The 21,095-nt window shown below is 44.4% G+C and carries 20 protein-coding genes and 2 tRNA genes; 11 read left to right on the plus strand and 11 right to left on the minus strand.

The window, feature by feature from the left end; genetic code table 11:
* Positions 1–2: 2 nt before the first annotated feature.
* From R7O13_RS22135 to lolB, 6 genes are all read right to left on the minus strand, one after another.
* A tRNA-Met gene (locus tag R7O13_RS22135) sits at positions 3–76 on the minus strand.
* Positions 77–360: 284 nt separating this feature from the next.
* Positions 361–1,452, minus strand: a complete 1,092-nt coding sequence (gene ychF / locus R7O13_RS22140; protein ID WP_005393178.1) for a redox-regulated ATPase YchF — start codon at positions 1,450–1,452, stop codon at positions 361–363.
* A 10-nt stretch (positions 1,453–1,462) separates the two neighbouring features.
* Positions 1,463–2,053: an aminoacyl-tRNA hydrolase gene (pth, locus tag R7O13_RS22145; protein ID WP_318304717.1), complete on the minus strand. Its 591-nt coding sequence runs from the start codon at positions 2,051–2,053 to the stop codon at positions 1,463–1,465.
* A 151-nt stretch (positions 2,054–2,204) separates the two neighbouring features.
* Positions 2,205–3,149, minus strand: a complete 945-nt coding sequence (locus R7O13_RS22150; RefSeq protein WP_005393176.1) for a ribose-phosphate pyrophosphokinase — start codon at positions 3,147–3,149, stop codon at positions 2,205–2,207.
* A gap of 27 nt (positions 3,150–3,176) precedes the next feature.
* Complete coding sequence (gene ispE, locus R7O13_RS22155) at positions 3,177–4,064, minus strand: 4-(cytidine 5'-diphospho)-2-C-methyl-D-erythritol kinase (RefSeq protein ID WP_373920887.1); 888 nt, start codon at positions 4,062–4,064, stop codon at positions 3,177–3,179.
* Positions 4,046–4,684 carry a lipoprotein insertase outer membrane protein LolB gene (gene lolB / locus R7O13_RS22160; RefSeq protein WP_017634843.1) on the minus strand — a complete coding sequence of 213 codons (639 nt, stop codon included), beginning with the start codon at positions 4,682–4,684 and terminating at the stop codon, positions 4,046–4,048. The genes ispE and lolB overlap by 19 nt, the downstream gene beginning before the upstream one ends.
* A gap of 134 nt (positions 4,685–4,818) precedes the next feature.
* On the opposite strand from lolB, the gene hemA reads away from it, so the two are divergent.
* From hemA to ybaK, 8 genes are all read left to right on the plus strand, one after another.
* Positions 4,819–6,075, plus strand: coding sequence for a glutamyl-tRNA reductase (hemA, locus tag R7O13_RS22165; RefSeq protein ID WP_005384104.1), 1,257 nt, complete (start codon positions 4,819–4,821; stop codon positions 6,073–6,075).
* Positions 6,076–6,104: 29 nt separating this feature from the next.
* Positions 6,105–7,193: a peptide chain release factor 1 gene (gene prfA, locus R7O13_RS22170; protein WP_005382222.1), complete on the plus strand. Its 1,089-nt coding sequence runs from the start codon at positions 6,105–6,107 to the stop codon at positions 7,191–7,193.
* Positions 7,194–7,196: 3 nt separating this feature from the next.
* Complete coding sequence (gene prmC, locus R7O13_RS22175) at positions 7,197–8,051, plus strand: peptide chain release factor N(5)-glutamine methyltransferase (protein ID WP_017634841.1); 855 nt, start codon at positions 7,197–7,199, stop codon at positions 8,049–8,051.
* Positions 8,052–8,091: 40 nt separating this feature from the next.
* Positions 8,092–8,475: a SirB2 family protein gene (locus R7O13_RS22180; protein WP_005382225.1), complete on the plus strand. Its 384-nt coding sequence runs from the start codon at positions 8,092–8,094 to the stop codon at positions 8,473–8,475.
* 6 nt (positions 8,476–8,481) lie between these two features.
* Positions 8,482–9,291: a SirB1 family protein gene (locus R7O13_RS22185; RefSeq protein ID WP_005384098.1), complete on the plus strand. Its 810-nt coding sequence runs from the start codon at positions 8,482–8,484 to the stop codon at positions 9,289–9,291.
* A 53-nt stretch (positions 9,292–9,344) separates the two neighbouring features.
* On the plus strand, positions 9,345–10,196 hold the full coding sequence (kdsA, locus tag R7O13_RS22190) for a 3-deoxy-8-phosphooctulonate synthase (protein WP_005384095.1): 852 nt from the start codon (positions 9,345–9,347) through the stop codon (positions 10,194–10,196).
* A 220-nt stretch (positions 10,197–10,416) separates the two neighbouring features.
* A complete protein-coding gene (ushA, locus tag R7O13_RS22195) occupies positions 10,417–12,099 on the plus strand; it encodes a bifunctional UDP-sugar hydrolase/5'-nucleotidase UshA (protein WP_213912484.1) in 1,683 nt (560 codons plus the stop codon).
* A gap of 102 nt (positions 12,100–12,201) precedes the next feature.
* Positions 12,202–12,675 carry a Cys-tRNA(Pro) deacylase gene (gene ybaK, locus R7O13_RS22200; RefSeq protein ID WP_154204786.1) on the plus strand — a complete coding sequence of 158 codons (474 nt, stop codon included), beginning with the start codon at positions 12,202–12,204 and terminating at the stop codon, positions 12,673–12,675.
* Between the two features lie 64 nt (positions 12,676–12,739).
* On the opposite strand, the gene rluF is transcribed toward ybaK, so the two are convergent.
* From rluF to R7O13_RS22215, 3 genes are all read right to left on the minus strand, one after another.
* Positions 12,740–13,897, minus strand: coding sequence for a 23S rRNA pseudouridine(2604) synthase RluF (gene rluF, locus R7O13_RS22205; protein ID WP_213901876.1), 1,158 nt, complete (start codon positions 13,895–13,897; stop codon positions 12,740–12,742).
* A gap of 94 nt (positions 13,898–13,991) precedes the next feature.
* Positions 13,992–14,573, minus strand: coding sequence for a DNA endonuclease SmrA (gene smrA / locus R7O13_RS22210; protein WP_213894378.1), 582 nt, complete (start codon positions 14,571–14,573; stop codon positions 13,992–13,994).
* Positions 14,574–14,705: 132 nt separating this feature from the next.
* On the minus strand, positions 14,706–14,846 hold the full coding sequence (locus R7O13_RS22215; protein WP_005382236.1) for a DUF3149 domain-containing protein: 141 nt from the start codon (positions 14,844–14,846) through the stop codon (positions 14,706–14,708).
* Between the two features lie 259 nt (positions 14,847–15,105).
* On the opposite strand from R7O13_RS22215, the gene R7O13_RS22220 reads away from it, so the two are divergent.
* A tRNA-Pro gene (locus tag R7O13_RS22220) sits at positions 15,106–15,182 on the plus strand.
* A gap of 185 nt (positions 15,183–15,367) precedes the next feature.
* Here R7O13_RS22220 and R7O13_RS22225 read toward each other — a convergent pair.
* Positions 15,368–15,751 carry a hypothetical protein gene (locus tag R7O13_RS22225; protein WP_005384085.1) on the minus strand — a complete coding sequence of 128 codons (384 nt, stop codon included), beginning with the start codon at positions 15,749–15,751 and terminating at the stop codon, positions 15,368–15,370.
* A 137-nt stretch (positions 15,752–15,888) separates the two neighbouring features.
* Positions 15,889–16,761 carry a TraB/GumN family protein gene (locus tag R7O13_RS22230; RefSeq protein ID WP_213912485.1) on the minus strand — a complete coding sequence of 291 codons (873 nt, stop codon included), beginning with the start codon at positions 16,759–16,761 and terminating at the stop codon, positions 15,889–15,891.
* A gap of 494 nt (positions 16,762–17,255) precedes the next feature.
* Here R7O13_RS22230 and R7O13_RS22235 point away from each other — a divergent pair, with 494 nt between their 5' ends.
* Positions 17,256–19,907 (plus strand): beta-N-acetylhexosaminidase, encoded by a 2,652-nt coding sequence (locus tag R7O13_RS22235; protein ID WP_222712412.1) that lies wholly within the window; start codon positions 17,256–17,258, stop codon positions 19,905–19,907.
* Positions 19,908–20,346: 439 nt separating this feature from the next.
* On the plus strand, positions 20,347–21,039 hold the full coding sequence (locus tag R7O13_RS22240; RefSeq protein WP_005382004.1) for an oligogalacturonate-specific porin KdgM family protein: 693 nt from the start codon (positions 20,347–20,349) through the stop codon (positions 21,037–21,039).
* Positions 21,040–21,095: the final 56 nt, after the last annotated feature.

The following is a 21,095-nucleotide window of genomic DNA, read 5'->3' on the forward strand; positions in this document are numbered from 1 at the left end:
GGTGGCTACGACGGGATTCGAACCTGTGACCCCATCATTATGAGTGATGTGCTCTAACCAGCTGAGCTACGTAGCCAAAACCATATTTTTTGTTCTCAACGCTTTGTTGCCTTGTCGTTGGGAACGGCGCGCATTATGCGAAGTTGAGTGAGATCCGTCAACAGTTTTTTTTAATAAATTTCGGAAAAAACCTCGTTCGCTTCCTTTTTAAACAAAGAGGCGTGTTTATGATCTAAAACTGGAAATAAATTAGCTTGCAGTTGCGTAATTTATTTTTGTTCATTTACTTAAGGTATTAAAAAAGCCAGCTTAACAGCTGGCTTTTAGTGTCAATGAAGTGTTTAGAATTCATTCATTTAATTAAACATTGAAGCGGAAGTGTACAACATCACCATCTTTTACGATGTAGTCTTTACCTTCTAGACGCCATTTACCTGCGTCTTTTGCGCCATTTTCACCATTGAATTGGATGAAATCGTCGTAACCGACTACTTCTGCACGAATAAAGCCTTTCTCGAAGTCAGTGTGGATCTTACCTGCCGCCTGAGGCGCAGTTGCACCAACAGGGATTGTCCAAGCACGTACTTCTTTAACACCTGCTGTGAAGTAGGTGTGTAGAGTCAGTAGTTCGTAACCAGAGCGAATTACACGGTTCAGGCCCGGCTCTTCGATCCCCATATCTGCTAGGAATTCTTCGCGATCTTCATCTTCTAGTTCAGATAGTTCAGATTCGATAGCTGCACATACAGGTACAACGACATTGTTTTCTTTTTCTGCGAACTCACGAACCGCATCTAGATATGGGTTATTTTCGAAGCCATCTTCGTTTACGTTTGCAATGTACATAGTTGGCTTCAGTGTTAGGAAGTTTAGGTAGCCGATTGCTGCTAACTCTTCTTTAGATAGCTCAACTGTGCGTGCCATGCCGCCTTCAGTTAGTACTGGTAACAGTTTTTCTAGTACGGTTAGTTCAAATTTTGCGTCTTTATCGCCGCCTTTTGCCTTCTTCGCGTTACGTTGAATCGCTCGCTCACAAGAATCAAGGTCAGCCATTGCAAGTTCAAGGTTGATCACTTCGATATCTTCGATAGGTGAAACTTTACCTGAAACGTGAACAATGTTTTCGTTTTCAAAACAGCGTACAACGTGGCCAATCGCGTCTGTTTCACGGATGTTAGCTAGGAATTTGTTACCTAAACCTTCACCACGTGATGCACCAGCAACAAGACCAGCGATGTCCACGAACTCCATCGTCGTTGGAAGAACTCTCTGTGGGTTAACGATCTTAGCTAGTGCGTCTAGACGTAGATCTGGCACAGGAACCACACCAGTGTTTGGTTCAATGGTACAGAACGGGAAGTTTGCTGCTTCGATACCCGCTTTAGTTAGTGCGTTGAACAGAGTTGATTTACCTACGTTAGGTAGACCAACGATGCCACATTTAAAACCCATGATAGTAACCTTATTCAGCTTTGAACGTGTGGAGGCGATTTTGTGCTTTAGATAGGCCATCCTTAATCAGGATATCTAGACAACGAACAGCCTCATCAGCTGCTGCATCTAAAAGCTCTTGCTCTTTAGCTGGCGCTTTACCTAATACAAAACCCGCCACTTTATCTTTGTGTCCCGGATGACCAATGCCAATACGAAGACGATAAAAATCTTTGTTATTGCCCAGTTTGCTAATGGTGTCACGCAGACCGTTGTGTCCACCGTGACCCCCACCTTTTTTAAACTTAGCGACACCTGGCGGTAAGTCTAGCTCGTCATGAGCAACCATGATCTCTTCAGGTTTAATTTGATAAAATTTCGCAAGCGCTGCGATCGATTTACCTGATAGATTCATGAAGGCGGTTGGGATAAGCAAACGGAGATCCTGGCCATTGACCATAATGCGTCCTGTTAGACCAAAAAACTTTGGTTCGTTCTTCAGTGTAACGTTGTGAACGCGTGCTAATTCTTCTACAACCCAAGCGCCCGCATTGTGACGAGTTCTGGCGTATTCTGGTCCTGGATTAGCAAGACCAACAAGAAGTTTGATTTGTTGACTCAAGGTTAGGATCTCTCTGGAATCTCAAAAAGCGCAGTATGATAGCACAGAAAACTCGCGGTGGGCGACCAAGGGATTTTCTAGTTATCAGTACAAATAAAAAAACACCCCAAAGAGGGGTGCTTTTGAAATCAGTGTAACTGAAATGTTCGTATTAGTTGAACATTGCAGAGATTGACTCTTCGTTGCTGATACGACGAATCGCTTCAGCCAGCATGCGAGATAGGCTTAGTGTTGTCACTTTACCTGTTGCAGCCATCTCTTTAGACAGAGAGATAGAGTCAGTTACGATAACTTGGTCAAGAACGGAGTTCTTGATGTTATCCGCAGCGTTGCCTGAGAATACTGCGTGAGTAGCGTAAGCGAATACACGCTTAGCACCGCGCTCTTTTAGTGCTTCAGCTGCTTTACATAGTGTGCCACCTGTGTCGATCATGTCATCAACGATCACACAGTCACGACCTTCAACATCACCGATTAGGTTCATTACTTCAGAAACGTTTGCACGTGGACGACGCTTATCTACGATTGCGATGTCGATGTCGCCTAGTGCTTTTGCTGTTGCACGAGCACGAACAACGCCACCTAGGTCAGGAGATACCACTACAGGGTTATCTAGACCGCGAGCCTGCATATCTTCAAGTAGCACTGGCGTGCCGAAGATGTTGTCTACAGGTACATCGAAGAAGCCTTGAATTTGCTCTGCGTGTAGGTCGATAGTTAGAACGCGGTCAACACCAACGTTAGATAGGAAATCAGCAACAACTTTTGCAGTAATTGGCACACGCGCAGAACGTACACGACGGTCTTGGCGAGCGTAGCCGAAGTAAGGGATAACTGCAGTGATACGGCCTGCTGAAGCACGGCGCATTGCATCAATCATAACAACCAATTCCATTAGGTTGTCGTTAGTCGGTGCACAAGTGGATTGAATGATGAAAACATCGCTACCACGAACATTCTCATTGATTTGAACTGCAACTTCGCCATCAGAAAAGCGAGAAACAGATGCATCACCAAGAGAGATGTAAAGACGATCAGCAATACGTTGGGCTAGTTCAGGTGTTGCGTTACCAGCAAATAGCTTCATATCAGGCACGGTGGAAACCTCGGGTTTGCGTCCAGTTTAAATAGGTCGGTGTGAGGCTGATTGGTATTCAGCCAAAGTCTCTTTTAATGGCGAAATATTGCGCCCTTGAGCGACAAATGCCGAGACTTTATCAGAGAGTTGTGCAAGGATAGTTTCTGCTTCAGATTTGCTCGAAAATTCAGCAAAAACGCAAGATCCTGTCCCCGTCAATCTTGACGGCGCGTATTGTAGCAGCCAAGAAAGTTGCTTATCAACCTCTGGGTAGAGCATTCGTACAATTTTTTCGCAATCGTTTACGCTTGGCGTATTTAAAAGTGTTTCTAGATCTCGTTTTGGGGTGTTTCGCGTCAAATCTGGATGACAAAAAACGTCGACGGTTGCGATAGATACATTCGGTCTGACGACTAAATACCACTTTTCTTCGGGATAAGCAGGAGAGAGTTTTTCACCAACACCTTCAGCAAAAGCTGCAAATCCGCGCACAAATACGGGCACGTCTGCGCCCAGTTTTAAACCAATTTCAGCCAGTTCGTCGTCAGTTAGATTCAGTTGCCATAAGTAATTCAGTGCCACTAATGCTGTAGCTGCATTCGATGAGCCCCCACCAATTCCCCCACCCATAGGCAGCACTTTCTGTAGCTCAATATGCGCGCCAAAAGGGCAGTTTGAGTAAGCTTGAAGCGCGGTTGCTGCTTTCCAAATTAAATTGTCTTGAAGAGGCAGACCTTCTATCTCTGGAGAAATCGTAATATCACCAGAATAGTTCGCTTGAATAGTGAGCTCATCGCCGTGATCGACGAATTGGAATAAGGTTTGTAACTCGTGGTAGCCATTCTCTGTACGGCCGTTGATATATAGAAAGAGATTCAATTTCGCTGGTGATGGCCAGCGTGTTGAAAGTTCAATCATTGGGTGATGTTCCATTTTGTGATCACTAGATTTATTTTGACATCAGCTGTGGTGAGTTTCAGCTTATTTGGCAGAGGGAGAGACTGTTCATGCCATTGAACGTCGCCATATCGTTGATATGCAATACTCCAATCATTTAAACCAATTTGTTTGTTTAACGCTTGCAGTGTATTGGTTGGAGACAGTTGGAATTTGTCGGCATCGGTCGGTAGACCTAATAGCCAGTCAGGCATGTGATCGACGGGCATCATCAACCCTGTAAGACGGTAAATCAGCTGGTTAGCACTGCGAGAAGAAAGGACCTGATCGTCGTAAGTTTCTACTGTGGCGCCTTGTGGGGTGATGGTGAGCTTTAATGCCGTTTGTCCGAGAATCGTTGTTAAACGCAACTGGCTTAGTGCTGAAGAATGTTTCCAGTAGAAGTTTAAATTTTGTCTTTGGTCTGGGCCAATATAACCAAGTTTCCCCGTTGCTTGAAAATCTTGGATGGTTTCGAGTCGCTGCTCATGAGCTTGCCATTCAACGCTGGTAACACTTTCAGGAACGGACGAACAACCAGCGAGCAGTAAGCTCGACAAGAAAAAAAGAATAAAGGAGCGTAACGTCATGTTTGATGGCTTATTAATCAGTTTCATCGGGAATCGCTCACAACTATAGCATTGAAAAGTCGCACTTAGGAAAACAAATCCGGCTTACCCTTTCAATAAATGCGTGCTTACAGTAAAATTCTGGACCTATTTTATAACCTATCCCAGAGATACCACGTTAGATGTCCTTGCTTGCTATTGGAATTAATCACAATACAGCGTCTGTCGACTTGCGAGAGAAGGTGGCGTTTGGTCCGGATAAACTCGGCCCTGCACTCGAGCAACTTAGAGAGCACGAAGCGGTTAACGGCAGTGTGATTGTTTCAACCTGTAACCGAACTGAGTTGTACTGCGATGTTAAGCAAGGAGCGCGAAACAAGTTGATCGATTGGCTTGCTCAATTTCATCAAGTGAGCCGCGAAGATTTAATGCCGAGTTTGTATGTTCATGAAGAACAAGCTGCAATAAAGCATTTGATGCGCGTATCGTGCGGTCTTGACTCTCTGGTGTTGGGTGAGCCTCAAATTTTGGGGCAGGTAAAGCAAGCATTTTCTGACTCGCGAGATCATCAAGCTGTCGATGCCTCGATTGATAAACTGTTTCAAAAGACGTTCTCAGTCGCCAAACGGGTAAGAACAGAGACAGATATTGGTGGTAATGCCGTGTCCGTGGCTTATGCGGCATGTACACTGGCAAAACATATTTTTGAGTCGTTATCAGATTCAACCGTGCTTTTAGTTGGTGCGGGCGAGACGATTGAATTGGTCGCGAAGCATTTAGCGTCCAACGGTTGCACAAAAATGATTGTCGCGAACCGCACTAAAGAGCGCGCGCAAGGCTTAGCGGACCAATTTGGCGCAGAAGTGATCAGTTTGAACGAAATTCCTGAACATTTGGCGAAAGCGGACATTGTGATTAGCTCAACGGCGAGCCCATTGCCTATTATTGGCAAAGGTATGGTCGAAACAGCTCTAAAGCAGCGCCGACATCAACCTATCTTGTTAGTCGATATTGCGGTGCCGCGAGATGTAGAGTCGGAAGTCGGTGAACTGAACGACGCATATCTGTATTCTGTTGATGACTTGCAATCTATCATCGACAGCAACATTGAGCAGCGTAAAGTCGAAGCGATTCAAGCTGAAGCGATTGTTAGTGAAGAAAGCGCTGCATTTATGACATGGTTGCGTTCACTGCAAGCCGTCGATAGTATTCGCGACTATCGCAAATCAGCCAACGAAATTCGTGAAGAGTTACTGAGCAAAAGTTTGCAATCTTTAGCGGCAGGCGCAGATCCGGAGAAAGTGCTGCGCGAGCTAAGTAATAAACTCACCAACAAACTGATTCACGCTCCAACTCGCGCATTGCAAAGTGCAGCAGAGCAAGGCGAACCAGCAAAATTAACGATTATCCGCCAAACACTTGGCTTGGATGATCTATAACTCACGCTTTTTATTAAGAAAACGACACTATGAAAGCCTCTATTCTGACTAAGCTAGAAACGCTAGTAGAACGTTACGAAGAAGTTCAACATCTTCTTGGTGATCCTGATGTAATTGGAAATCAGGACAAATTCCGTGCTCTATCAAGAGAGTACTCTCAGCTAGAAGAAGTAACCAAGTGCTTCCAAGCTTATCAACAAGCACAAGAAGATCTTGTCGCCGCTGAAGAGATGGCAAACGAAGACGACGAAGAAATGCGTGAAATGGCGCAAGAAGAAATCAAAGAAGCGAAAGCGACGATTGAGCGTCTTACTGATGAGTTACAGATTCTTCTTCTGCCAAAAGATCCGAACGATGATCGTAACTGTTTCCTAGAAATTCGTGCAGGTGCGGGTGGCGACGAAGCGGGTATCTTCGCGGGTGATCTATTCCGTATGTACAGCAAGTACGCAGAAAAGCGTGGCTGGCGCATCGAAGTCATGTCTTCAAACGAGGCAGAGCACGGTGGTTACAAAGAGATGATCGCGAAAGTAAGCGGCGACGGTGCGTACGGCGTGTTGAAATTTGAGTCAGGCGGTCACCGTGTACAGCGTGTTCCAGCAACAGAGTCTCAAGGTCGTGTGCATACTTCTGCTTGTACAGTAGCAGTAATGGCGGAAATCCCTGAAGCGGATCTGCCAGAAATCAAAGCAGCAGACCTGAAAATCGATACGTTCCGTGCATCTGGCGCGGGTGGTCAGCACGTTAACACCACGGATTCTGCAATCCGTATTACCCACTTACCAACGGGTACGGTAGTAGAGTGTCAGGATGAGCGTTCACAGCACAAGAACAAAGCGAAAGCAATGGCGGTTCTTGCTGCTCGTATCGTTCAAGCGGAAGAAGAGCGTCGTGCCGCAGAAGTGTCTGATACACGTCGTAACCTTCTAGGTTCTGGTGACCGTAGTGACCGTATTCGTACATACAACTACCCACAAGGTCGTGTGTCTGATCACCGTATCAACCTGACCATCTATCGTTTGAACGAAGTGATGGAAGGTGACCTGCAGAGCTTGATTGATCCTGTGATTCAAGAGCACCAAGCAGACCAACTTGCGGCGCTCGCAGAGAACGGCTAATCGATGAGCCAAGTTCAATCGATTGAGCAAGCACTGAAAAGTGCGACGGCGAAACTGGCAGAAGGCGGCAAAGAGTCGCCTTCTCTCGATGCAGCTGTACTCCTTTGCCATGTCCTTGGCAAACCACGAACTTACCTGCTGACCTGGCCAGAAAAAGCGTTAGAAGCAGAGCAAAAATCTCAGTTTGACGCTCTACTTGAACGACGTTTAACTGGTGAACCCGTCGCTTATATTATTGGTGAGCGAGAGTTTTGGTCTTTACCGTTTAAAGTTTCTCCTTCTACCCTGATACCTAGACCGGATACAGAACGTTTGGTCGAAGTTGCACTCGATAAGACCTACGAGCAAACTGGGCCTATTTTAGATCTTGGAACGGGGACGGGAGCTATCGCCATCGCGCTTGCATCTGAAATGCCAAAGCGTCAAGTGATGGGCGTAGACCTTAAGCAAGAAGCGAAAGCACTTGCAGAGTACAATGCTGAGCAGCTAAACATCAAAAATGTGACCTTTGCTCAAGGCAGTTGGTTTGAGCCTATTACAGAAGGTACGAAGTTTGCTTTAATTGTCTCCAACCCGCCATATATTGATGAAAAAGATCCACATTTATCCCAAGGTGATGTGCGCTTTGAGCCAAAATCTGCATTAGTTGCTAAAGAGAATGGCTTAGCTGATATTCGTCATATCTCGGATCTTGCTCGTCAGTATCTTGAAGTGGGCGGTTGGCTGGCATTTGAACATGGTTATGATCAAGGTGAGGCGGTGCGTGAGATAATGCGTGGCTTTGGTTACCAACAGGTCGCTACGGAAAAAGATTATGGCGGTAACGATCGAGTAACACTTGGTTGTCTGGCCAGTTAATCATGGAAGTCAGCAAACACTAACTAAAAAGAGAAGAAAAATGTACGTAGCTCTAAAACACATACACTTAGTGACGATCGCTCTCAGCGCGACGCTACTATCGATCCGATTCGTGTTAATGATGATGAACTCACCGAAGCGAAATAATCGCTTTTTGAAAGTGTTTCCCCACATCGTTGATACTGCATTGCTAGTGTCAGGTATCGCGCTTATTTTCATTACTGGTTTCATCCCGTTTACCGATGCCGCACCGTGGTTAACAAACAAAATCACCTGCGTACTGGCGTACATTGCGCTTGGATTCTTCTCATTGAAACTTGCGAAAAACAACCTACTGAAGATATTTGGCTTTTTCGGCGCATTAGGTTGGTTGGTCATGGCTGCAAACATTGCTGTGTCTAAGAGCCCTACGTTATTTGGATAAGACGTCATGTTAGAGTTTTTTGACGAAGATTTTGACAATATACCGTTGGTGGAAGGTGCGCTTGAGCTCAACAAAGCGATTAACCCAGAAACCAAAGTACATTGGGCGAAACAAGAGTTAGAGCGTCTTTACAAAGATGCAGAAGCCACGCTTGTTCATGAAACCGATGAAGAGCAACGATTTGATGCATTCCTACGACTGTTTTTCCACGAGTGGGGATTCAAAGGCGACGAGCAGGAATACTTTATTTCGGACAACAGCTTCATCGATAAAGTGTTGGAGCGCAGAAAAGGTATTCCTGTGAGCTTAGGTTCGATTTTGTTATACCTAGGCAAAAAGCTGGGGTTCCCGTTGAAGGGAGTTACTTTCCCTACTCAGTTCCTGTTAAAAGTCGACTGGATGCATAAGAAGCCAGACTACATCAACCCATTTAATGGTGAGTATGTAGGTGAAAGGATTCTTCAAGCTTGGCTTATTGGCCAAGAAGGACCGCTAGCTCAGCTAAAGCCTGAACATTTTGAGGAAGCTGACAACCCAACAATTATTGGTCGCTGGTTGGCGTTGATTAAAAGTGCGATGTTGCGCGAAGAGCATTATACGCTGGCATTACGTTGTACGAATCTTGCTCTAACGTTTGTGCCAGATGATCCATACGAAATTCGTGACCGTGGTTTTATTTTCCAACAGCTAGAGTGCCCTCAAGTAGCGGTATCAGATTTTCAGTACTTTATTGACCAATGCCCTGACGATCCGGCTTCCGAGCTACTAAAATCACAAGTTAATGTGATGAGTGAAACGCACGTCACACTTCACTAATTTTATCGATGTGCCGAACTGTGGCGTATCGTGGACAGAAAAAGAGAATCAAAATGGAACAGAAAATCGTTAATATCGGCGACATTCAGGTTGCTAACGACAAGCCATTCACCCTATTTGCAGGTATGAACGTTCTTGAGTCTCGTGATCTTGCGATGCAGATCTGTGAGCACTACGTAAAAGTAACGGAAAAACTTGGTATTCCTTACGTATTTAAGGCGTCGTTTGACAAAGCAAACCGCAGTTCTGTTCATTCATACCGTGGTCCAGGTCTGGAAGAAGGCATGAAAATCTTTCAGGAGCTGAAAGACACTTTTGGTGTAAAGATCATCACGGACGTTCACACTGAAGCGCAAGCTCAACCTGTCGCTGACGTGGTAGACGTTATTCAGCTTCCTGCATTCCTAGCTCGTCAAACTGACCTTGTTGAAGCTATGGCCAAAACAGGTGCGGTTATAAACGTGAAGAAACCTCAATTTATGAGCCCTGGTCAAGTGGGTAACATCGTTGAGAAGTTCGCAGAATGCGGTAACGACAAGATCATCCTATGTGAGCGCGGTTCTTGCCACGGTTACGATAACCTAGTTGTAGATATGCTTGGTTTTGGTGTGATGAAAAATGCTTCAAAAGGTAGTCCAATCATCTTTGACGTAACGCACTCACTACAAATGCGTGACCCATCAGGCGCAGCATCTGGCGGCCGTCGTGAGCAGACAGTTGAGCTTGCAAAAGCGGGTCTAGCGACAGGCATCGCAGGTCTATTTATCGAAGCGCACCCAAACCCAGACCAAGCGCGTTGTGATGGCCCATCTGCACTGCCTCTAGACAAGTTAGAGCCATTCTTAGCACAAATGAAATCGCTTGATGATCTAATCAAGAGCTTTGCAGATATCGATATCAAGTAAACGCCAGATGACTGGTGGTAACAAATACTATAGCCAACCGAGTGTTGGCTATTTTTTTATCTGAAAAACTGTAAATTCTCAAACTTGTTACTGATGAATTTGTTATTGCTAAACAATGCATCATAATTATTAAATCAATGTGTTAGGGTGCACGTGGTTTTCAAATAGATCGAATGCTTAAAATGTGCGTCAGTAATCCCAATAAGAAAAAGGTAAATAAATGAATCAGCGTCTGATGATCAAAACTGTTTTGAGTGCCGCTATCTTGGCCTCGTTAGCTGGGTGTGCTACGCAACCTGCACCAGAATGGAATGCCGATACAACCTATAAATTGACCGTGTTGCACACTAACGATCATCATGGTCGCTTTTGGCAAAATCGATACGGTGAATATGGCATGGCGGCGCGTAAAACGTTAATCGATGATTTGCGCGAAGAAATACAGGATGAGGGGGGCAGCGTGTTACTGCTTTCTGGTGGTGACATCAACACAGGAGTACCTGAGTCTGATTTACAAGATGCCGAGCCGGATTTTAAAGGCATGAGCAAAATTGGTTACGATGCGATGGCTCTAGGTAATCATGAGTTTGATAATCCATTGGACGTGCTATTCAAGCAGCAAGAGTGGGCAAACTTTCCGATGTTGTCTGCCAATATTTACGATAAAAATACTGGCAAGCGTTTATTCCAACCATACGCGATGTTTAACAAGCAGGGCATTAAAATTGCGGTCATTGGTCTTACAACCGAAGACACAGCGAAACTTGGCAACCCTGAATTCATTGAACAAATTGACTTCCGTGACCCAAAAGAAGAAGCCAAGAAGTTGATTGCAGAACTGAAAGAGACAGAGTATCCAGATCTGATTTTTGCTGTCACGCATATGGGACACTATGAAAATGGTAATAGAGGCATCAATGCTCCTGGCGATGTGGCGTTAGCTCGTTATTTGAATGACGGCGATCTCGACATGATCGTTGGAGGACACTCACAAGAACCTGTGTGCATGGAAGGTCCAAACGTTATCAAAAAGAACTTTAAACCAGGTGATGAATGTCAGCCCGATAAACAAAATGGTACCTTTATTGTTCAGGCACATGAGTGGGGGAAATATGTGGGACGCGCCGATTACGAGTTTCGTAATGGCGAACTCTCGATGGTGAGCTACGATCTAATCCCTGTAAACTTGAAAAAGAAAATTAAAGTTGATGGTCATTCGCAACGAGTCTTGATCCAAGATGAGATTAAACAAGACGAAATGATGCTTGAGTTTCTTCGTCCTTATCAAGAGAAAGGTCAGGGCAAGCTAAACGTGAAGATTGCAGAATCTAACGGTAAGCTTGAGGGTGACCGCAATGTGGTTCGTTACCAGCAAACAAACTTAGGCCGATTAATTGCAACGGCTCACATGGAACGTGCGAAAGCAGATTTTGCTGTAATGAATTCTGGTGGTGTTCGAGATTCGATTGCTGCGGGTGATATTACTTATAAAGACGTGCTCACTGTTCAGCCATTTGGCAATATGGTTTCTTACGTTGATATGACGGGTAAAGAGGTATTAGATTATCTAAATGTCGTTGCAACTAAGCCTGTTGACTCTGGTGCTTATGCACAGTTTGCTGGCATTGCGATGAGTATCAATAATGGTGAGGTAACCAATGTGTTTATTGGTAATAAGCAACTTCGCTTAGATGGTAATTACCGCTTTACAGTACCAAGCTATAATGCTGCTGGTGGAGATGGTTACCCTAAAATCGACGATCATCCAGGGTATGTAAATACAGGTTTTACCGATGCTGAGGTTCTGAAGGATTATTTAGAAACACACAGCCCTATTGATGTTAATGAGTATGCCCCTTCAGGTGAAATCACGTATTTAGTTGATACGGCGATTGATCAGTAACCCAACAGAGAAAAAGCGATTGACTCAAACTCGCTGATATCATTAACTAAAAGCGCAGATCCAATTCAGTCTGCGCTTTTTGTTTTTATGAGGAGAATCTTGATGACTCCGGCCATTAATCTTGCGAAAAAGAAAAAAATTCCACACACCATCCATCAATATGAGCACGATCCTAGAGCCGATAGTTATGGTTTAGAAGCTGCTGAAGTGCTAGGACAGGATCCGAAAACAGTATTTAAAACCTTGTTGTTCTGCTTGAACGGGGAGCCAAAGAACCTTGCGGTTGCGATTATCCCTGTTGATCAAAAGCTGAACCTAAAACTGGCGGCGAAAGCAGCGAAGGGCAAAAAGGCCGATATGGCTGATCCGGAAATCGCGCAAAAGACCACAGGTTATGTCGTTGGTGGAATTAGCCCACTAGGGCAGAAGAAAGCCTTACCTACTTTTTTGCACGAAAGCGCAGTAGAGCAAGACACAATCTGTGTGAGTGCTGGTAAACGTGGTTTAGAAATTGAGTTAGCCCCGAGAGATTTGCTGAGCTTAACTCGCGGTCAGTTTGCACCTCTTTGTTTGTAAACTCATGACAAATAAAAAGGACGCTCATGAGCGTCCTTTTTTGATCTTGCCTGTCAGTGAAGCGTTACTTCTTCAGACTCAATGTACCACCAGTGCGTTTAGCTGGTTTACTTGGTTTCGCGGCATTTGGGTTCATGTAATGCTGCTTGGGCTTACTCGGTGATTGAGGCTTGTTTGCTGAATGCGTATTGCTCGATGCATCTGGTTTACGGTGTGATTTACTATGCTCGCCTTGCGGTCTGCTGCGTTCACCTTGTGGTTTCGCTTTGTAATGTTCTTTAGCTGGACGTCCGCCTTCATCATCACGCTGACGACGCTTTTGTTGACCTTTTTTCGAGTTTGGTGCATGACGGAATTCATCAGCATTGTTACCGCGGAAAGTTCGTGTCTTCTGGTTACGACGAGCAGTAGAATCTTGGTTTTCTTCTCGGCTATCAAACAGCTTCGCGTCGGTCGCTTTACGAATGTTGCGACCTCTAGAGTCTGTTTTTGATGCTTCTTCTGTACCTACCGAGCCTTCACACATTGCTAGGATCTCTGCCACTTCTTCGTCACTTAGATAACGCCATTTCCCATTCGGAATACCATCAAGAGAGATATTCATGATGCGTACGCGACGCAGCTTGAATACTTCATAGCCCAGCGCTTCACACATACGACGGATCTGACGGTTAAGTCCTTGAGTGAGCACAATACGGAAAGAGAATTTAGTCTCTTTTGTTACCTTGCAAGGTAGGGTGACTGTGTCGAGAATCTTAACGCCACTCGACATCTGTTTGAGAAACTCGCCTGTAATTGGCTTGTCCACGCGTACGACGTACTCTTTTTCGTGGCTGTTGCCTGCGCGAAGGATTTTGTTCACGATGTCGCCATCGTTGGTCAAAAAGATCAGACCATCAGAGGGTTTGTCTAAGCGGCCGATCGGAAAGATACGTTTTTGGTGGCCGATGAAATCAACGATGTTTCCAGGGACGTCTCTCTCAGTTGTACAGGTGATGCCTGTTGGTTTATTGAGAGCGATATAAATCGGCTTCTCTTTTGCTGCCACTGGCTTACCATCCACACAAACATCATCACCAGGTAGCACTTTTGTCCCCATTTCAGGTTTGTTGCCATTAATGGTGACACGGCCTTGCTCAATCAGTCTGTCTGCTTCACGGCGTGAGCAAAACCCCGTTTCACTGATGAATTTATTTAATCGTTTAGCGTTGTCTTGTGACATTTTTGTCTCCTAACGTTTCACAACGGCGAATGAAGCTCCCTTCCTCTAAGGGGAAGGAAGAATAAGGGCGGGCATTCTAGCATTAGGGTGAAATTTAGCCTAACCGTTTTTGGTGACGTTCGCGGGTTTCTAATTTCTTTTCCGCACTTTTTCTAAGTAGGACGTAAACGGCTCCAGTTCCACCGTGAAAGCGTTGCGCACTATGGATGCATTGGACTTCCTTTATTTGTCGTAGCCAACTGCTAACAAAGCTTTTCATCATTGCAGGTGGATTTGAGCGTTCTCCTCGACCATGGACGATAACGACCGTTCGTATGTCCATTGATAGGCACTGTTTTAAAAACTTTACGACTTCATCACGTGCTTCTTTCAATGTTTTACGGTGCAAATCCAAGCGAGCTTGGATTGGATACTTACCAAGGCGAAGTTTGCGGTAAACCCCGTCCTGTACACCATCACGTTTGAACTCAACAAAGTCCTCTGGCTTGAGCATTTCAGCGTGATCAAGTGATAGGTATTCTGGGTCATCTTCCGTTAACCAGATTGCTGCTTCGCGTTTTGCGAGCTGTGCTTCTGTTACTTGGTGTACTTTTTTGTGTTCGGTGGTGTCTTGAGTGATTGGCTTTACATCGCCCATCATCTGTTGAAATAGATCAAAATCGTCGTCGTGAGACATAGCAGTAATCTCATTAAGAACAGGGAAGAATAATAGGATTATATCAATGAGTGGTGCATTGAGATCAAATAAAAAACCGGAGTAGGCAAGTAACCGACTCCGGTGCAAAGCGTTTCTAGAGCTAAGCGAGATCTAGTGAGGAGATTTGTCGTTCATGATCTTGTATATGAAGAAACCGCCGTAAAATAACATCAGACCAATTGCCCCAAAAATTACTATCATTGACGATAGACCCACTGCATTACCAAATAGGAGATCAAGCCAAAAGTCCATACGTTTCCTCCAAGATGTTCCCGACAGGAATAAACTAAATGGCGGTGTCTTGTTGCACACTGATCTGGATCAATTATGTTGCTAAGGTTAATAAACTGTATTTTGTTGTGAGTTATCAGTCACATTTTACGTGCTAGTGTTCAGTTATTCATCAAACGAATTAAGACCTAAGGTTTTTTTGTAAAAAGCACTTGCGCCAAAGTTCAGAATCCGTAATATACGCATTCGTTGACGGGGACAATTCCTCAGTTAAACATCTCGGTGAATAGCGCAGCTTGGTAGCGCATCTGGTTTGGGACCAGAGGGTCGGGGGTTCGAATCCCTCTTCACCGACCACTTTTAGAAAGCCTGCTCAATGAGCAGGCTTTCGTCGTTTTTAGTGCTAGTAATTTTAGACTTCAATAGTATCGAACCAAATGGGGTTCGCTTGAAGTTAGAACATGGCTCTTCATCGACACATATTGAGAGGAAGGCTCTACAGAAATGTAGGGCCTTTTCATTTTTTAGAGCGAGTAAATTTATTACTTGATGTCACACGAGATAGTATTGATAGGAGTTTCAGAAGTAGTGAAACAGACATAAGCGGTCTTTGGGTGATTTGGCCCAATCTTGACGTAACCCGCTTTTAAATCGTCTTCATCAAACGTTACTGAGTGAGATTTGCTTGTATTTCCATCATAGTAAACCGCTTCAAAGCCTTGGTTCATCATGTGTGCAACGCGATTTCGAGTGTGGGCTGTTGAAAACGTGATGTTCGCGCAACGCATCATTGGTTTTTCGGTAATAAGAAATTGACCACTCTCTTTATCTAAAACACCGCCTTTTACTTCCGGAGTTATATCAATAGCTTGAAAAGCTTCTACGTTGCATGGCGGTTTAGCATAAGACAGCGAAGAAGTGAGCATAATTCCAATCGTGTATAGGAATAAATATTTAAATTTCATATGAGTTGTTTTGTATCCACTTAGCTTAACGGCGTTTTATAAGAAAGTTTGAATGAATTTTAAATGGTTGTATTTAAATGGCATTTTTCAAACAATCACTAGATATCACAATTTGCTTGGCGCGTCTTACCCAGTGGTTTGATGTTAAATCCCCGATTTTTAAGCAGTTCAATCAGGTTATCTTTACCTACTAAATGCAAGCCACCAACAACAACGGTGTAACGACCCGATTGCTGAGGTAGAACACTGCCAGTGTCGAGTTTTTTAGCCCAATCTCGATTACGCTCGTATAAAAAGGCTTGGTTAAACTCTTCTGTTGTATGATCGGTCAAAGAGGCTTCGACCAACATGCTACCATCACCAGTCTTCCAACTCTCTATCAAGCATTGAACCAACTCTTCTCCGCCATCATATTCTTCAATTGACGAGAGGAGTATCTCTTTACCGCCTTCTGATTGACCTGCGATTAAATCGATTTGGAATTGCACGGACTCCAGTGGAATGACCGGAATTTGCTTTTTATCAGCGAGTCCTATTAAGTGCATGTCGACCCCTTTATCAGAGACATACCCCAGTTTGTTGACTAAAGCGAGTTGGATGGTGAATGCCGCCATCCAAGGTGGGGAATTTAGGAGTTGAGTTTCTGGCAAACCTAAATCTTGGGCAATTTCAATTAAGTGGCGACGTTGAGCTCTGTCTAAAACATCTTTAGAAAGAATGGTTGTTTGTGGGTAAACCAAGCCTTCAGAATTCCTGACGTCTGCTTCAATAATCAACCCTGCGCTTTGGCTTAAATGCTGGATGACCGTTCTAGGGAGTGGGTACATCGTTTTATCCCCCACATGTACCGAGCCAATAATCATAAGTTCGGTTTCCCCTTTTTTCGCTAACCAATGTTGTGGCTCTGCATAAGAGGAAAAAGGAGTCAAAGTAACAAGTAGAGATGATATGAGCGTCAAGAGACGAAACATAGAATGGTCCTCAGATAAGATACCTTTAAACTTTATACGCAAAATAGCGTGAGGTTAAGTGCAATTTCTCCAGTGGGGTATTCGACAAAATCGTCATTTCTAAAAATATTGACGAGTTTTGACGACGAATAAATGAGAGTCACTTCACGAAAGGTAAATAGGTAATTCGCTTACTAATGGTTCACAAAATAATTAGGCGTGATCCAAATCTTACAAAATCAGTCGTAACTCATGAATATAAGTGACCTAGATCGCAGCAAACTCGTCAAAACAAGTTGTTCGATTTTGACGTGTATTGTAACTCCATGAAAATTAGGTTTTTATTGTTTTTGCTGAGTGTCATTTTTTGAGCTGGATCACTTCCTATTTCTATTTATTTTACGCTTAGAAATAACAGGTTGTATGTTGAATGTAACGGTTAGGTACCTCGCATTTGAGGGGCCGAGATTTTTATCATTGTCGTTTTGAACCACTGACTTTTTTGGGGAAGTAAGATGTTTAAACCTAGTCTGATTGCTGTTTCTGTTATCACTACATTAGCAGGTTGCTCTGCGCTGCAAAGCTCTGAACAACAAGTTGTAAATTCGTTGGCTAATAATCTTGATATTCAATACCAAGTGTTGACTAACCACGGAGCAAACGAAGGTCTTGCTTGTCAGGACTTAGGGGCTGAGTGGGCGTCTTGTAACAAGGTAAACATGACGCTGGTTAACCAAGGTGAAGCGGTTGACTCAAAAGATTGGGCTATTTACTTCCATAGCATTCGTCTGATTCTGGATGTTGAAAACGAACAGTTTAAAATCTCTCGCGTAACGGGTGATCTACACAAACTAGAACCAACAGATAAGTTTGATGGTTTTGCTGCGGGTGAAGAGGTTGTGCTTCCTCTTGTTGCTGAATACTGGCAGCTCTTTGAAACCGACTTCATGCCAGGCGCTTTCGTTGCTGCGCCAAATGCAGAGCCTAAGATGATCGCTTCTCTTAACACAGAAGACGTTGCATCTTTCGTGACTGGCCTTGAGGGTAACAACCTAAAACGTACGCCAGATGACAACAACGTATTTGCGAGCGCTGTGTCTCGTTTCGAGAAGAACGAAGATCTAGCAAAACAAGACGTATCAACCACGTTACTACCAACGCCAATGTCTGTTGAAGCAGGTAAAGGTACGGTAGATATCGCGGCGGGTATTGCGCTGCCTAAAGACGCATTCGATGCGGCTCAATACGCAGCAATTCAAGGTCGTGCAGAAGTGGTAGGTGTGGATGTTCGTGGTGATCTTCCTGTAAGCATCACTGTTGTTCCTGCAGACTTCACCGGTGAATTGGCAAAATCTGGTGCTTACGAAATGAGCATCAAAGGCGACGGTATTGCGATTAAAGCGTTTGACCAAGCAGGTGCTTTCTACGCAGTACAATCTATCTTTGGCCTGGTAGATAGCCAAAATGCTGATTCTCTACCACAACTGTCTATTAAAGATGCGCCGCGTTTTGATTACCGTGGTGTGATGGTGGACGTGGCTCGTAACTTCCACTCTAAAGACGCGATTCTTGCAACGCTTGACCAAATGGCCGCGTACAAGATGAACAAACTACACCTTCACCTAACGGATGATGAGGGCTGGCGTTTGGAAATCCCGGGTCTGCCTGAGCTGACAGAAGTGGGTGCTAACCGTTGTTTCGATTTGGACGAGAAAAGCTGTTTACTGCCTCAGCTTGGCTCAGGTGCAACGACAGACAACTTTGGTTCTGGCTTCTTCAGCAAAGCAGACTACGTGGACATCTTGAAGTACGCGAAAGCGCGTAACATCGAAGTGATTCCTGAAATCGATATGCCAGCACACGCTCGTGCAGCAGTGGTATCAATGGAAGCACGTTACGACCGTCTAATGGAAGAAGGTAAAGAAGCAGAAGCGAACGAGTATCGCCTGATGGATCCTCAAGATACATCGAACGTAACGACGGTTCAGTTCTACAACAAGCAAAGCTTCATCAACCCATGTATGGAATCTTCAACTCGCTTTGTTGATAAAGTGATTTCAGAAGTAGCAGCAATGCACCAAGAAGCGGGCACGCCGCTAACAACATGGCACTTTGGTGGTGACGAAGCGAAGAACATCAAGCTAGGCGCTGGTCTGCAAGACATCAACGCAGAAGACAAAGTAAGCTGGAAGGGTAACATTGATTTGTCTAAGCAAGACAAGCCATTCGCACAGTCACCACAATGTCAGGCGTTAATTGCAGACGGTACGGTAAGCGATTTTGCTCATCTACCAAGCCACTTTGCAGAAGAAGTGTCGAAGATGGTGGCAGAGAAAGGCATTCCAAACTTCCAAGCTTGGCAAGATGGCCTTAAGTACAGTGAAGGTGAGAAAGCGTTCGCAACAGAAAACACGCGTGTTAACTTCTGGGACGTTCTTTACTGGGGTGGCACATCATCAGTGTACGAATGGTCTAAGAAAGGTTACGACGTTATCGTTTCTAACCCAGACTACGTATACATGGACATGCCGTACGAAGTTGACCCGAAAGAGCGTGGTTACTACTGGGCGACGCGTGCAACAGATACTCGTAAGATGTTTGGTTTTGCACCAGAGAACATGCCTCAGAACGCAGAAACCTCTGTAGACCGCGATGGTAACGGCTTCACTGGTAAAGGTGAAATCGAAGCGAAACCTTTCTATGGTCTATCAGCACAGCTGTGGTCTGAGACAGTACGTAACGACGAGCAATACGAGTACATGGTATTCCCTCGCGTACTAGCAGCCGCTGAGCGTGCATGGCACCGTGCTGATTGGGAAAACGACTACAAAGTGGGTGTTGAATACTCGCAAAACTCTAACCTAGTAGACAAAGTCGCGCTAAACCAAGACTACAACCGCTTTGCGAACGTACTTGGCCAACGTGAACTGGCTAAGCTAGAAAAATCAGGTATCGACTACCGCCTGCCTGTACCAGGTGCGAAAGTAGAAGATGGCAAGCTAGCAATGAACGTTCAGTTCCCAGGGGTGACGCTTCAATACTCTCTAGACGGCAAGAACTGGCTAACTTACGCAGATAATGCTCGTCCAAATGTGAAAGGTGAAGTGTTTATCCGTTCCGTGTCAGCAACCGGTGAGAAAGCAAGTCGAGTGACCAGTGTGAAATAACTCAATTCTTGTAAGTTAATTTTTTGGCAAAGCCTCAACATCATGTTGGGGCTTTCTTTATTTTTTAAGGAAATTAAGCGTGATCGATGTCTAATTATTTTTCATTGATAAATAAGTTTTGGGTTGTAATGGTCAAGGTTATTGTGAACTGGATCGACTTAATGTGCTAAATATCAATAAATTATCTGTTTACGATCACACTTCTATTTTTTGAATAATTTTATAAAAATACGATAAGTGCCTGTATTTTCCATGTTTTTATCAGGGTTGTTGAGCGTCGGTTTGAACAAGATCACTTTTTAAAATGTTTTATTTTCCATCGCGAATTAATTGAAACAATATTGCGAACGCCAAGGAGGCACATTCCAAAGTTTGCGATAAAAGGGAAGAGATGCCCTCTAAAACTATCGCATAACGTGAATAAATAAAGGCAGTAATTATGAAAAACATTTTTGCACTGAGTGCTCTTTCTCTCGCTTTCGCTTCTAGCGCTTTTGCTGGTTCTTCTTACGTAACAGGTAATGTTCAATTCCACGATGATGGTCGAATTCATGGTTCGGACGTTACGTCTACACTGGAAGCTGGTCATACTTTTGATAACCAATTCGGCGGCTTTACGGTTTACACCGAATTTGATGGTATTCAGTTGGGTAAACTGGAAACAGAAAACGGTGGCGCAGGTAACACAACACCAGCAATCACTGTGGGTGGTGAGCAGTCATTTAATATTACCGATCATTTATGGGTTGCCGCTGGTTACCAACACCTGTTCTCTGCTGGCGAGAATGTACAGTACCGTCCATTGGTTAAGATCGGTTACAACTTCGATAACGGCATCTCCTTAAGTAACCGTACTCGTGCGCACATTGATGCGACAGACGCAGATGCGGATACAGATTACCGCATGGACAACCGCATCGGTTACGTGATGAATGAGGATGTGACGCTAAGCTACAACAACGTCTACATGATTGAAGCGGAAACCATGGACCACGAGCTTCGTGCAACGTGGACTCGTAAAGGTGTTCAACCTTACTTTGAGTTCCGTAGTCAAGCACACGGTGCAGAAAACGCGAGTGGTGACAGCCTAGTGAATAATGCTTTTGTATTTGGTGCCTCTTACGGCTTCTAATTTTATATTTGTCTTAACTGTCCATTAAGAAAAAGCCCAGCGGTTTGTCTCGCTGG

It is taken from the genome of Vibrio sp. Y176 (assembly GCF_033438945.1).

Bases quoted from the DNA above. Each gene is read 5' to 3' on its own strand.
- R7O13_RS22225 (WP_005384085.1), bottom strand. From the start codon at position 15,751: ATGCTCACTTCTTCGCTGTCTTATGCTAAACCGCCATGCAACGTAGAA.
- hemA (WP_005384104.1), top strand. From the start codon at position 4,819: ATGTCCTTGCTTGCTATTGGAATTAATCACAATACAGCGTCTGTCGAC.
- rluF (WP_213901876.1), bottom strand. From the start codon at position 13,897: ATGTCACAAGACAACGCTAAACGATTAAATAAATTCATCAGTGAAACG.
- R7O13_RS22230 (WP_213912485.1), bottom strand. From the start codon at position 16,761: ATGTTTCGTCTCTTGACGCTCATATCATCTCTACTTGTTACTTTGACT.
- R7O13_RS22185 (WP_005384098.1), top strand. From the start codon at position 8,482: ATGTTAGAGTTTTTTGACGAAGATTTTGACAATATACCGTTGGTGGAA.
- R7O13_RS22215 (WP_005382236.1), bottom strand. From the start codon at position 14,846: ATGGACTTTTGGCTTGATCTCCTATTTGGTAATGCAGTGGGTCTATCG.
- R7O13_RS22180 (WP_005382225.1), top strand. From the start codon at position 8,092: ATGTACGTAGCTCTAAAACACATACACTTAGTGACGATCGCTCTCAGC.
- ushA (WP_213912484.1), top strand. From the start codon at position 10,417: ATGAATCAGCGTCTGATGATCAAAACTGTTTTGAGTGCCGCTATCTTG.
- prfA (WP_005382222.1), top strand. From the start codon at position 6,105: ATGAAAGCCTCTATTCTGACTAAGCTAGAAACGCTAGTAGAACGTTAC.
- kdsA (WP_005384095.1), top strand. From the start codon at position 9,345: ATGGAACAGAAAATCGTTAATATCGGCGACATTCAGGTTGCTAACGAC.
- smrA (WP_213894378.1), bottom strand. From the start codon at position 14,573: ATGTCTCACGACGACGATTTTGATCTATTTCAACAGATGATGGGCGAT.
- ispE (WP_373920887.1), bottom strand. From the start codon at position 4,064: ATGGAACATCACCCAATGATTGAACTTTCAACACGCTGGCCATCACCA.
- ybaK (WP_154204786.1), top strand. From the start codon at position 12,202: ATGACTCCGGCCATTAATCTTGCGAAAAAGAAAAAAATTCCACACACC.
- R7O13_RS22235 (WP_222712412.1), top strand. From the start codon at position 17,256: ATGTTTAAACCTAGTCTGATTGCTGTTTCTGTTATCACTACATTAGCA.
- ychF (WP_005393178.1), bottom strand. From the start codon at position 1,452: ATGGGTTTTAAATGTGGCATCGTTGGTCTACCTAACGTAGGTAAATCA.
- prmC (WP_017634841.1), top strand. From the start codon at position 7,197: ATGAGCCAAGTTCAATCGATTGAGCAAGCACTGAAAAGTGCGACGGCG.
- R7O13_RS22240 (WP_005382004.1), top strand. From the start codon at position 20,347: ATGAAAAACATTTTTGCACTGAGTGCTCTTTCTCTCGCTTTCGCTTCT.
- lolB (WP_017634843.1), bottom strand. From the start codon at position 4,684: ATGAAACTGATTAATAAGCCATCAAACATGACGTTACGCTCCTTTATT.